General features: G+C 66.3%; 10 protein-coding genes. 8 read left to right on the top strand and 2 right to left on the bottom strand.

Annotated features, from left to right (window positions below):
* Window positions 1–52: 52 nt before the first annotated feature.
* Genes echA20 through ipdC form a run of 4 tightly spaced genes read left to right on the top strand, consistent with a single transcriptional unit; the run spans window position 53 to window position 3,496 of the window.
* A complete protein-coding gene (echA20, locus tag G6N43_RS05950) occupies window positions 53–808 on the top strand; it encodes a (7aS)-7a-methyl-1,5-dioxo-2,3,5,6,7,7a-hexahydro-1H-indene-carboxyl-CoA hydrolase (RefSeq protein ID WP_083156699.1) in 756 nt (251 codons plus the stop codon).
* A complete protein-coding gene (gene ipdA, locus G6N43_RS05945) occupies window positions 805–1,695 on the top strand; it encodes a cholesterol ring-cleaving hydrolase subunit IpdA (protein WP_083156700.1) in 891 nt (296 codons plus the stop codon). The genes echA20 and ipdA overlap by 4 nt, the downstream gene beginning before the upstream one ends.
* On the top strand, window positions 1,692–2,438 hold the full coding sequence (ipdB, locus tag G6N43_RS05940; RefSeq protein ID WP_083156701.1) for a cholesterol ring-cleaving hydrolase subunit IpdB: 747 nt from the start codon (window positions 1,692–1,694) through the stop codon (window positions 2,436–2,438). Before ipdA ends, ipdB begins: the two co-directional genes overlap by 4 nt.
* On the top strand, window positions 2,435–3,496 hold the full coding sequence (gene ipdC, locus G6N43_RS05935; RefSeq protein ID WP_083156702.1) for a (3aS,4S,5R,7aS)-5-hydroxy-7a-methyl-1-oxo-octahydro-1H-indene-4-carboxyl-CoA dehydrogenase: 1,062 nt from the start codon (window positions 2,435–2,437) through the stop codon (window positions 3,494–3,496). The genes ipdB and ipdC overlap by 4 nt, the downstream gene beginning before the upstream one ends.
* Here ipdC and G6N43_RS05930 read toward each other — a convergent pair.
* Window positions 3,459–4,157: a response regulator gene (locus G6N43_RS05930; protein ID WP_083156703.1), complete on the bottom strand. Its 699-nt coding sequence runs from the start codon at window positions 4,155–4,157 to the stop codon at window positions 3,459–3,461. The two genes, ipdC and G6N43_RS05930, sit on opposite strands and share 38 nt — an antisense overlap.
* Window positions 4,139–5,827: a sensor histidine kinase gene (locus tag G6N43_RS05925; protein WP_234810252.1), complete on the bottom strand. Its 1,689-nt coding sequence runs from the start codon at window positions 5,825–5,827 to the stop codon at window positions 4,139–4,141. Before G6N43_RS05925 ends, G6N43_RS05930 begins: the two co-directional genes overlap by 19 nt.
* Before the next feature lie 159 nt (window positions 5,828–5,986).
* Here G6N43_RS05925 and G6N43_RS05920 point away from each other — a divergent pair, with 159 nt between their 5' ends.
* From G6N43_RS05920 to G6N43_RS05905, 4 genes are all read left to right on the top strand, one after another.
* On the top strand, window positions 5,987–7,441 hold the full coding sequence (locus tag G6N43_RS05920) for a condensation domain-containing protein (RefSeq protein WP_083156704.1): 1,455 nt from the start codon (window positions 5,987–5,989) through the stop codon (window positions 7,439–7,441).
* A 19-nt stretch (window positions 7,442–7,460) separates the two neighbouring features.
* Complete coding sequence (locus G6N43_RS05915; RefSeq protein ID WP_083156727.1) at window positions 7,461–8,837, top strand: condensation domain-containing protein; 1,377 nt, start codon at window positions 7,461–7,463, stop codon at window positions 8,835–8,837.
* 13 nt (window positions 8,838–8,850) lie between these two features.
* The gene (locus tag G6N43_RS05910) at window positions 8,851–11,697 is read left to right on the top strand and encodes an MMPL/RND family transporter (protein ID WP_165761900.1); all 2,847 of its coding nucleotides are present in this window, start codon (window positions 8,851–8,853) and stop codon (window positions 11,695–11,697) included.
* A 133-nt stretch (window positions 11,698–11,830) separates the two neighbouring features.
* The gene (locus G6N43_RS05905; RefSeq protein ID WP_083156705.1) at window positions 11,831–12,748 is read left to right on the top strand and encodes an alpha/beta fold hydrolase; all 918 of its coding nucleotides are present in this window, start codon (window positions 11,831–11,833) and stop codon (window positions 12,746–12,748) included.
* Window positions 12,749–12,791: the final 43 nt, after the last annotated feature.

Genomic DNA, 12,791 nt, shown 5'->3' with positions numbered 1-12,791 from the left:
CCAAGCAAGTGCTTGCTTAGGTAGCGACCCCCAGAGTAACCGAGGTATCCGCATGACGATCACCACCAAGACGGTCGAACCGGGCATCGTCTCGGTCACCGTCGACTATCCGAAGGTCAACGCGATTCCGTCGCGCGGCTGGTTCGAACTCGGCGACGCCATCACCGCCGCCGGCCGCGACATGGACACCCACGTGGTGATCCTGCGGGCGGAGGGCCGCGGGTTCAACGCGGGCGTCGACATCAAGGAGATGCAGAACACCGAGGGCTTCACCGCGCTGATCGACGCCAACCGCGGCTGCTTCCATGCGTTCCGCGCCGTCTACGAGTGCGAGGTACCCGTCATCGCCGCGGTCAACGGGTTCTGTGTCGGCGGCGGGATCGGCCTGGTCGGCAACAGCGACGTCATCGTCGCCTCCGATGACGCGACGTTCGGATTGCCCGAGGTCGAGCGTGGCGCGCTGGGTGCTGCAACGCACCTGTCGAGGTTGGTGCCGCAGCACATGATGCGGCGGCTGTTCTTCACCGCCGCCACCGTCGACGCCGCGACCCTGCACCACTTCGGTTCCGTGCACGAGGTCGTGCCGCGCGACGAACTCGACGAAGCCGCACTCCGCGTGGCGCGCGATATCGCCGCGAAGGACACCCGCGTCATCCGCGCGGCCAAGGAGGCGCTGAACCTCATCGACGTGCAGCGCGTGAATTCGAGCTACCGCATGGAGCAGGGCTTCACGTTCGAGCTCAACCTCGCAGGCGTGGCCGACGAGCATCGCGATGCGTTCGCGGGGACGAACAAGGGCGGCAAATGAACGACAAGAGAACAACTTTGGACGACGCCGTCGCCGGCGTCGAGAGCGGTATGACGATCGGCATCGGCGGCTGGGGATCACGTCGCAAGCCGATGGCGTTCGTGCGGGCCCTGCTGCGCACCGACGTGACGGATCTGACCGTCGTCACCTACGGCGGCCCCGACCTCGGACTGCTGTGCTCGGCGGGCAAGGTCAAGCGCGTCTACTACGGCTTCGTATCGCTGGATTCGCCGCCGTTCTACGACCCGTGGTTCGCCAAGGCGCGCACCAGCGGCTCCATCGAAGCCCGCGAGATGGACGAGGGCATGCTGCGCTGTGGGCTGCAGGCCGCGGCGCAACGCCTGCCGTTTCTGCCGATCCGCGCCGGTCTGGGCAGTGATGTGCGCGCGTTCTGGGGCGACGAGCTCAAGACCGTGACGTCTCCCTACCCCACCGGCGACGGCTACGAGGAACTGATCGCCATGCCCGCGCTGACGCTCGATGCGGCCTTCGTCCACATGAATCTCGGTGATGCCGCGGGCAATGCGGCGTACACCGGTATCGACCCCTACTTCGACGACCTGTTCCTGATGGCGGCGCAGCACCGCTATCTTTCGGTCGAGCGGGTGGTCCCGACAGACGAATTGGTCAAGGCGGTGCCGCCGCAGGCACTGCTGGTGAACCGGATGATGGTCGACACCGTGGTGGAGGCCCCCAACGGCGCCCACTTCACCACGGCCGAACCGGATTACCGCCGCGACGAGAAGTTCCAGCGGCACTACGCCGAAGCCGCCGCATCCGAAGAGAGCTGGGCCGAGTTCGTGAAGACGTACCTGTCCGGCAGCGAGGCGGATTATCAAGCGGCCGTGCGGAAATTCGCAGAGGCGGCGAAGGAGGCGGCGAAGTGATGTCAGTGACCCGTGCCGAGGTGTGCGCCGTCGCGTGTGCCGAGCTGTTCCGCGATGCGGGCGAAATCATGGTGAGCCCGATGGCGAACATGGTGTCGATCGGCGCGAGGCTGGCCCGCCTGACCTTCTCCCCCGACATCCTGCTGACCGACGGTGAGGCCCGTCTGCTGGCCGACACGCCAGCCCTCGGCGCGGCGGGAGCGATCGAGGGATGGATGCCGTTCGGCCGTGTCTTCGAGACGCTGGCCTGGGGCCGCCGCCATGTAGTCATGGGCGCGAATCAGATTGACCGGTACGGCAATCAGAACCTGTCTGCGTTCGGGCCTTTGCAGCACCCCACCCGCCAGATGTTCGGTGTGCGCGGGGCGCCCGGCAACACCGTCAACCACGCCACGAGCTACTGGGTCGGTAACCACTCCAAGCGCGTGTTCGGAGATTCGGTGGACGTGGTCTCCGGAATCGGCTGGGACAAGGTCGATCCGAACAACCCGGCATTCCGCTTCGTCAACGTGTTCCGGGTGGTGACCAACCTCGGCGTGTTCGACTTCAACGGGCCTGACCATCAGATGCGCGCGGTGTCGCTGCATCCCGGCGTCGAGGCGGACCAGGTCGCGGAGAATACCTCGTTCGAGGTGCATGGGCTGGACTCCGCCGAGACGACGCGGCTGCCCACCGAGGAGGAGCAGAAGCTGATTCGCGAGGTGATCGATCCCAAAGGACTGCGGGACAAGGAAATCCGGTGAGTAAGATCCGCACGCCGCTGACCGAACTGGTCGGCATCGAGCATCCGGTGGTGCAGACCGGGATGGGCTGGGTGGCGGGTGCGCGCCTGGTGGCCGCGACCTCGAATGCCGGCGGTCTCGGCATCCTCGCGTCGGCGACGATGACGCTCGACGAGCTGGCGACGGCCGTCACAAAGGTGAAGGCCGCCACCGCCAAACCGTTCGGCATCAACATCCGGGCCGACGCCGGTGACGCGAACGAGCGCATCGACCTGTTGATCCGCGAGGAAGTCAAGGTGGCGTCGTTCGCGCTGGCACCCAAACCCGATCTGATCGCCAAACTCAAAGACGCGGGCGTGGTGGTGATTCCATCGGTCGGCCTGGCCAAGCACGCCAAGAAGGTCGCCGGCTGGGGCGCCGACGCGGTGATCGTCCAGGGCGGCGAGGGCGGCGGCCACACCGGTCCGATCGCGACGACGCTGTTGTTGCCGTCGGTGCTGGACGCCGTCGACATACCTGTTGTGGCGGCGGGCGGCTTCTTCGACGGTCGCGGGCTCGCGGCGGCGCTGTCGTACGGTGCGGCCGGCGTCGCGATGGGCACCCGGTTCCTGCTGACCTCGGACTCCACGGTCCCCGACGCGGTGAAGCGGCGGTATCTCGAGGCCGGACTGGACGGCACCGTGGTTTCCACGCGCGTCGACGGCATGCCGCACCGGGTGCTGCGTACCGGACTCGTCGAGAAGCTCGAGAGCGGTTCGCGGGTACGCGGATTCACCGCGGCGGTTCGCAACGCCCAGAAGTTCAAGAAGATGTCCGGTATGACGTGGCGTTCGATGATCCGCGACGGCTTGGAGATGCGGCACGGCAAGGAACTGACCTGGTCTCAGGTCGTCATGGCGGCCAACACCCCGATGCTGCTGAAGGCGGGACTCGTCGAGGGCAACACCGACGCGGGCGTACTGGCATCCGGTCAGGTCGCAGGCATCCTCGAGGACCTGCCGTCGTGCGCCGAGTTGATCGACAACATCGTCAACGATGCGGTCAAGCACCTGCAGGCCGCGGCTGCCCTGATCGAGTAGGCCGTTCCGCGGCGATGAACTCCTGTTCCGGACGCCCGGTGGTGCCGTAGCGCAGCCGTGTCTTGACCTCACCGGCGGCGGCGAGCGTCGCCAGGTAGCGCGGCGCGGTCGCCCTCGACACCCCGATGGCCGTGGCCACCTCCGCCGACGACATCGGCCCGTCGGCGGCGCGCAGCGCCTTCAGGACAAGCTGTTTGGTGGGTGACGTAGCAGTGACCGACGTCTTCTGTTCGGCGACCCGGGGGCGAAGCGCGTCGAGTGCCGCATCCACGTCCTGTGCACTGAGGTTCGAGCCGGACAGAATCTTGCGGTAGCGCGCGTAGCCGGCCAGCCTGGCGGCGAGATCGGCGGGCACAAAGGGCTTGACCAGGTAGCTCAGTGCGCCTGCGGCCACCGCCGCTCGGATCGTCTCGGCCTCGGTCGCCGCGCTCAGTATGAAACTGTCGCAACGCAGCTCGCGGACGAAGTCGACACCCGAGCCGTCGGGCAGATAGACGTCGACCAGCGCGAGATCCACGGGATCGGCCTCCCGTGCCGCGGCGAGACTGTTCACCGTGGCGGACACGGTGAAGCCGGGCAGCGCCTCGACGATGCCGGCGTGCAGGTTGGCGACACGGAAGTCGTCGTCGACCACCAACACCGTCAGTTCTGCGTCACCCATTGGGCTTCCTCCTCGACCATCACACCCGGCAGCCGGGCGATGAACTCTGCACCACGCAACTCCGCATCGGGGTTCCCCGTGCTCGACAGTCGCACGTCTCCGCCCAGCGCACGGCTGATCTGGCGGGACAACGCCATACCGATCCCGCGGCCCCCGGGAATCCCCGACTGGGGCTTCGTCGACTCGCCCTCGGTGAACACATGCTCGACGAAGTCCGGCGCGACGCCGTCGCCGCTGTCCGCGACGGTGATGTGCAACGTCGAACCATCCTGCAGCAGCTCGACTTCCACAATCTTCGTGTCGTCGGCGCCGGTGCGCGCGGCATCGATCGCGTTGTCGATCAGATTGCCCAACACCGTGGTGACGTCGACGGGCAGCGCGAGTCGGCCAGACACCCAGGTGTTCTCGCCGATTCGCAACGTCACCCCGGCCTCGCGGGCGGACGCGGCCTTCGCCGCCAGGAACGCCTGCAGGAATGGATCCCGGATGGCGTCCATGCCGGGCAGCGCCGAGCCCAGCGGCCCCGAGCCGAGCAGTTCCCCGAGGTATTGCTCTGCCTCCTCGGCGTGGCCGCCCTGCAACAGACCGTTGAGCAGATGCAACCGGTTGGCGAATTCGTGACGCTGGGCGCGCAGCGCGGTGCTCATCAACTGCACCGCGTCGAGCTGGCGGGTGAGCGATTCGACGTCGGTGCGATCCCGCACCATGAGCACGGTGCCGAGCTCACGTCCGTCACGCGACACCTTCCGAGCGGACACCACGACGATGCGATCGCCGACGGTGGCGATGGTCGGCGTCGGATCGGCTGACAGGAACACATCGAGAACCCTTGGTGTCAAACCGATCTCCTGGATCGGGCGGCCGCGCTCGTCGTCGATCTCGAGCAGACGACACGCTTCGTCGTTGACGAAGGTCGTCTTCCACGAGGTGTCGGCAGCCAGGACACCCTCCCCGATCCCGTGCAGGATCGCCGCCTGACCGCGGACCATCTCTGCCAGCTCGGCGGGTTGCAGCCCCAATGTCAGTGCGCGCCAACGCCTCGCGAGAAGGAACGAGCCGACAACCCCGATCAACATCGCCACGCCGACCAGCAATGCGGCCGTCCGGACATCGGTCCACAGCTGCTTGTGCACCGCCGCTGTCGAGATACCAACGCTGACCTCACCGACCACCTGTTGCGAACTTGGCCGCAGGACGGGCACTTTGGCGCGCACCGACGGTCCGAGCGTGCCGGACTGGGCTATCACCGTCTCGTGTCCCGCAAGCGCCTCGTCGGGATCGGTGCTCACCGGCTTACCGAGTTCGTCCCGGTTCGGGTGCGCGAGCCTGATCCCGTGGTTGTTGGTGATGACCACGAATAACACGTCGGTCCGCTTCTGCACTTCCGACGCGATGGACTGCAACTGCCCGTTGGCCAGTTCGTCGACGGCGTCCGGCCCCTGCGGCAAGCCCACGTCGTCGTAGTGCGCGACATCCGCCCGCACCGCAGGTGCGTACGCAAGTACCCGCGCGACGTCGAGCGCGCGCTGGCCAACTTGGTAGTGGATCCGCTCATGGCTGAGGAACGCCAGCAGGCCGCCCGCGATGCCGAGCGTCAGCACCACGACAGCGACTTGCAGCAGCAGCACCTGGGTGGCCAGCCGCACGTCGAAGCGGGGCAGAAACGGCATGCGCAGAGCGTACGGCTCGCGTGTGAGCAGAATGCGCAAAAGCGATAAATCGCTCAGTTCGCGACTAGTGCGCACAAGCGAGCCATCGGGTTCGCGGCTCCGTAGCTTCAAATGCAACGGGATGACGAAAAGTCATCGAGCACAAAAGGAGTTACCGAAATGGTCGCACTGGGCCCCATCAATTCATGGCAGCCGGCGCAGGGCCCAGTCACCACCTGGACCGCCTCGGACGCGTCGCGCGACATCATGGCGAATGCCGACCGCGATCCGCTGCCCCCGAGCTTCCAGCAGGCGTCGCATCTGCGCGCTGCCTTCTACAGCCGGGCGCTGGGACGCCAACTACCTCGACTGATGGTGGTGTCCTGGGATATCCCGGGGACGTGCGACATCGTCGCGATGACCACCGCGATCAACATGCACGTCCGCCGTCACGACACCTACCACAGCTCGTTCGGGTTCGAGAACGGCAACATCTTCCGCCGCACGATCGCCGATCCGGAACAAATCGAATTCGTCCCTTTTTCCTACGGCGAAATGAGTGCCGAAGACATTCGCGAGCACGCATTGACATCCACCCCGGATACCTTGAATTGGGACTGCATCACGTTCGGCGTCATTGCCAAGCCCGACCATTTCACGTTCTACGCCAGCGCCGACCATCTGCACATCGACGGTATGTCGGCGGGCATCATCTTCCTCGACATCCATCTGGCGTATCAGGACCTGATCGCCGGGAGGCCGGTCGCCCAGAGCGAGGTCGGCGGGTACCGCGGCTACACCGCTCGGCAGAGCGAGCAGGTCGCCGCCATGGACCTGTCCTCACCGGAGATCCGGGACTGGATCACCTTCGCCCAGGACACCGATGGCGAGTGGCCGAGCTTTCCGTTGGAGCTGGGTGACACCTGGTCGCACAACAAGGGTGACTTCATCACCGTGGACCTGCTCAACGGCGAGCAGACGGAGGCGTTCGACGCCGCGTGCCGCAATGTGGGCGCCCGCTTCTCCGGTGGCGTCATGGCATGCGCGGCGCTGGCCGAGCATCGGCTGACCGGCAACACCACATATCACGGCTTCACCCCGTCTGACACCCGGCTGCCGGGCGAGACGTTGTCGGTCGGGTGGTTCGCCGGCCTGTTCCCCGTGACCGTGCCGATCGGCGACGGCTGCTTCGGCGACGTGGCGCGTGCCGCGCAGAAGTCGTTCGACTCCAACCGGAATCTGGCGAACGTGCCCCTGGACCGGGTGTTGGAGGTGGCGCCCGTCGACCAACTGGGCATCAAACTGCCGAGCAAGCCGACGATGATGGTGTCCTTCTTGGACTTCCGCAAGATCCCGTTGGCGTCGATGTGGGAAGGGACCAACTTCGGTACCTACGGCGACACCCTTTCGCACGGCGGGATCAACATGTGGATCAACCGGCACGCCGGGCGCACCACTGTCACGGTCTCCTTCCCCGACAACTCCGTCGCACGAGATTCGGTGCACCGCTATATCGCGGCATTGACCGAGGCGTTCACCGACGTCGCGAAGATCACCACCGAGGACTGGATCGAAGAGGTTGTCCGCCATGCCAATTCGACCGCCATGCACCAGCTGACCGAAAGGACGAACTGAGATGAAGAAGCAAGAGGACATTTCCACGTTGCTCGATCTGGCCGACCAGGTCGTGTTCCAGGGTGAACGTGCCACGGGCGCGACCAACCTGCTGCAGTGCGTGTGGACGTACAACCGTCCCATCGACATGGACGGGTTGCGACGCTTCCACCACCATCTGCTGCGGGGCCGGCTGTCCCGTCACGTCGAGCGGTCACCGTTACCGTTCGGCCGTCATCGGTGGGTGGCGCCGGACGACGCGCCCGCCATCGAGATCGCGGCGGCGCGGACCCGCGCGGAGTTCGGCGACTGGCTGCGCGAGCAGACCGCCATTCAACTGGACTACGAGCACGGCCCGGCGTGGCATCTCGCAGTGCTGCCGTTCTCCGACGGCGGTACCGGACTGAGCCTGATCATCTCCCACGGTCTGGCCGACGGGGTCGGGCTCAGCACTGCGATCGCCGACGCCGCCTCTGGCCGTGACGATTCCATCATCTGGCCGGCCGCCGGATCGCGACGCCGGTGGCGTGCGCTGCGCCAGGACGCCCGCCAGACCGTGCGCGACATGCCGTCGGTCGGTCGGGCGATCGTCGCCGGGGCGCGGATGGCCCGGCGTGCCCGTCGGGAGGGCGTGACCTCCGCGGCCTCCGCGCCCGTGTCGGCACCCATCGCGGCCCCGGACGAGCAGATCGAACTGCCCGCCGCCACCGTCTTCGTCGACATGGACCAGTGGGACGCCGTCGCCAAGGCACTCGGCGGAACACCGAACTCACTGCTCGCCGGGTTGGCCGCGCGATTCGCAGCGCGCGCAGGCCGGGTGACTGCCGGCGATGGGATGGCCACCTTGGCGATGCCCATCAACGAACGGTTCGACGGCGACACCCGCGCCAACGCGGTGGGCAACGCCGACCTGACGGTCGATCCGTCGAAGGTGACGACCGATCTCCGCGAGGTCCGCGCCGCCGTCAAGGCCGCCCTCATCCGGGCGAACGAAACGCCCGACGAACGCTTCGCCCTCCTGCCGGTCGTCCCCTTCCTGCCGAAACGGGTCATCAGGCGGATGGTCAGCGTCGCCGCGGGCGGCACGAAAGCGGTCTGCTCGTCCAATCTGGGTGATGTCCCGGCAGCCGCCAATCGCCCGGACGGCACCGAAGCCGACTCCTTCTCGATGCGCTCGCTGTATCCCCGCGTGACACAGGGGATGATGCACCGCGCCGGCGGCCTGATGGGGATGCTCTCCGGGCGCGTCAACGGGCGGGTCTTCGTCTCGGTCCTGCGCTACGACCCGGCACACCCCTGCACCAACGAGGAGCTGCACGACGCAATTTTGCGCACTCTCGCGGAATTCTCGCTGACCGCCACCATGCAGTGGGATTCTCAGCTGGACGAGAACCGCCGCACGGTGCTCGCCGCGTAGATAGAGGTATCGGGTGCTGAACACCTTGGGCCGCATCGTGGTGCGTGTCCCCTGGCTCGTGATCGCCGCGTGGGTGGCGCTCGTCGTGGTGCTGTCGATCGCGTTCCCGCCGCTGACGAAGATCGTGGCGAACCAGACGCTGCAGGTGCTGCCACCGCAGGCGATGACGGCCAGCGAGCACATGGCGGCCGACTTCGGCGAGTCGGAGCAGAACATCGTCGTTGTCGTCATGGCCAGCGATCACGGCCTGCAGCAGGCCGACAACGACACCTACCGCACGCTGGCCGACAAACTCCGCGCCGACACCGAGGATGTCGGAGCGGTCGAGGATTTCGTGACCACGCCCGCGTTGCGTCAGCTGATGGTCAGCAAGGACAACAAGGCCTTCTACATGGCGGTGACGCTCAAGGCGCCCGCCGGGTCACCGGAATCGTCGGAGGCCTACCAACGGGTCGGCAAGATCATCTCCCAGACCACCGCGGGCTCCGATCTGACGACGCACGTGACCGGGGAGGCCGCGGTGATCGGCGACATGTCGATCGTCAGCGCCCGCGATACCCAATTGATCGGGATCGCGACGGCCATCCTGGTCATGGTCATCCTGATGGTGATCTACCGACGTCCGGTCACCGCCCTGCTACCACTGCTCACCATCGGTATCTCCGTAGCGGCCGCGCAGGGTGTGGTGTCCGCGTTGACTCAAGTCGGACTGCATGTCACGGCGATGACCGTCGTGCTGATGACGGCGATGATCGTCGGCGCGGGCACCGACTACGCGGTGTTCCTCATCAGCCGGTACCACGAATACCTACGGTCCGGTACCGAGTCCGACGAGGCCGTCGCCAAGGCCATGACGTCCATCGGCAAGGTGATCGCGGGATCCGCGGCCACGGTGGCGATCACGTTCCTCGGCATGATCTTCACCCGCCTGCCCGCATTCACGAGCGTCGGTCCGGCGCTGGCGATTTCGATATCGATCGCGTTCTTCGCGGCGATCACATTGCTGCCCGCGGTCCTGGTGCTGGCCGGTCGTCGGGGATGGATCGCGCCTCGCGCGCCGCTGACCAGTCGACTCTGGCAACGCTCGGCCGTCAACCTGGTCCGGCGGCCCAAGTCGCACCTCGTCGTGAGCCTGGCCGTGCTGGTCGGGCTGGGCGCGTGCGCGGTGATGATGCACCCGACCTTCAACGACCGTATGCAGCTGCCCGCATCGGCGGAGAGCAATCAGGGCTTCTCCGAGATGGCCGCGCACTTCTCGACCAGTGCACTGCTGCCGGAGTACATCTACATCCAGTCGCCGCACGATCTGCGCAATCCGCAGTCGCTGGCCGACATGGAGCAGCTGGCGCAGCGGGTGGCCCAGCTGCCGAACATCGCAGCGGTGCGCGGTATCACCCGCCCGGCGGGGCAGCCGCTGGATCAGACGAAGATCAGTTACCAGGCCGGCCAGGTCGGGACGAAGCTCGCGGATGCCTCCTCGCAGATCAGCAGCAGGACAAGCGATCTCGATGCGCTGAGCGCCGGGGCCAACAAGCTGGCCGACACCCTCGGCAGCATTCGCGACCAGATTCGTTCCACCGCAACGTCGATGACCGCGATGACGAACACCCTGAATCAGGTCCAGCAGCAACTCTCCAGCCCACAGACCACCCAACTCCTCGAGGGCATCCGGTCATATGCGAACAACGGCCTGGCCGACAACGCCACCGCGATGCTCAACGTGCTGAACAACAGCCCGCAGTGCGACGCCGACCCCGCCTGCGTCAACGGAAGGGCGGCACTGCAACAGCTCACCAACGCTGGACCCGCTCAGGACGTGCTGGCCAAGGTCGAGCAGCTCGCCGGTCTGCTGCAGTCGGCGGCTACCGATCTACAGTCGGCGGGCGTGGGCAATCCCGCTGCCGCACAACAGAAGCTCACACAGATGGAGCAGGGCGCCAACCAGCTGGCCGACGGCAGCAGGCAGCTCGCCACCGGGGTGCAGACGCTGGTCGAGCAGACCAAGAAGATGGGCGTCGGCATGAATCAGGCCGCCACCCTGCTCAATTCGATAGAGCAGGGCGCGTCGACACCGTCGATGGCGGGCATGTACATCCCGCCCGGAGTGCTGACGACCAACGATTTCAAGAATGCCGCGAAGCTTTACGTCTCCCCCGACGGGCATTCCGCGCGTTATGTCGTCGAGTCGAAGTTCGATCCCTTCAGCACCGAGGCGATGGACCAGGTTGCGCAGATCCTCGACACCGCAAGGGCGGCGCAGCCGAACACCGCACTGTCGGATGCGACGATCTCGATGGTCGGCACCACGCCGATGTACAGCACCATCCGCAGCGACTACGACCACGACCTCCTCCTGATCGTCATCATCACCCTGACCGTGGTCTTCCTCATCCTCGTCGCGCTGCTGCGGGCCCTCATCGCACCGCTGTATCTCATTGCCTCGGTGGTGATCTCGTACCTGTCGGCATTGGGTCTGGGCGTTGTCCTGTTCCAGTTCATCCTCCATCAGCACATCTACTGGAACGTGCCCGCGATGGCCTTCATCGTCCTCGTCGCCGTCGGCGCGGACTACAATCTGTTGCTGATCACCCGCATCCGCGAGGAATCCCACAACGGTATCCGCTCGGGCATCATCCGGGCCATCCGCTCGACCGGCGGGGTGATCACCTCGGCAGGGATCATCTTCGCCGGCTCGATGTTCGGCCTGCTGTTCGGAACCCTGTCCACGATGGTGCAGACCGGTTTCATCATCGGGATGGGGCTGCTGATCGACACCTTCGTGGTCCGTACCATCACGGTGCCGGCGCTGGCCTCACTCGTCGGCCAGGCGAACTGGTGGCCGTCGAAGGCGACGCGCTGAACAGAATGCGCAAAACTCGCAAATCGTCGCTTGCGTGAGTAGTGAGCACAAGCGAGAAGTGCTGGCCCCCTTCGCCATAGCCTGGTCGTAGTGATCAAAGAGATCATCTGAACCACACACCGGAGCGATTGAGATGAAAGCCCTGAAGGCCCTGTTGGTCAGCGCAGCGACGTGTGCAGCCGTCGTGGCCGCACCCGTCTTGACGGCGGCGCCGGCGAGCGGCACCACCACGGACGAAGCCGAGGGCGTCAAGACGATCACGCTGCACGGCGACCGCATCGCCTACCGCGACGAGGGCCGCGGCGATGTCGTACTGCTCATCCACGGCATGGGAGGCAGCTCGAAGACCTGGAGCGGTGTGATTCCGTTGCTCGCCAAGCGGTATCGCGTGATCGCCCCTGACCTGTTGGGCCATGGGCAATCCGACAAGCCGCGGGGTGACTATTCGGTCGGCGCGTTCGCCGTGGTGCTGCGCGATCTGCTGGACGAGCTCGGCATCAAGAAGGTCACGGTCGTCGGCCACTCCCTCGGCGGTGGCATCGCCATGCAGTTCGCCCATCAGCATCGCGAGTACTGCGATCGGATGGTCCTCATCAGCAGCGGCGGATTCGGCGACGACGTCGGCCGCGTGCTGCGCCTGCTGTCGCTGCCCGGCTCCGAGTTCGTCTTACCGATGGTGGCCTCGCGACCAGCCGTCGCCGCGGGCAATCTGCTGCGGGCGTTGGCCGGGTCCGCCGAGCGCTTCGCCACCAAGCCCGCGCTGTCCAACCGCGACCACCGAAGGGCGTTCCTGCGCACGCTGCGCTCCGTCGTCGACTTCCACGGGCAGGCGGTGTCGGCCATCAACCGCCTGTGCTGCAGTGATGATCTGCCCACGCTGATCATCAGCGGCGACAAGGACCGGGTCATCCCCGTCGAACATGCGCATGCCGCACACGCCACCCTGCCTAACAGTCGCCTGCACGTGCTGCCCGGCGTCCACCATCACCCGCCGACCGAGGAGCCGGAGAAGGTGGCCGACCTCATCGGCGAGTTCCTGACCGCGGCGTAGCGGTGAACTTCCACGCCGTTTGGCAGCACCTCAATGTCGAGTG

The sequence above is a fragment of the Mycolicibacterium moriokaense genome, from assembly GCF_010726085.1.
GTDB classification, from domain to species: Bacteria; Actinomycetota; Actinomycetes; order Mycobacteriales; family Mycobacteriaceae; genus Mycobacterium; species Mycobacterium moriokaense.
This window is presented reverse-complemented; position numbering and strand designations above follow the sequence as displayed.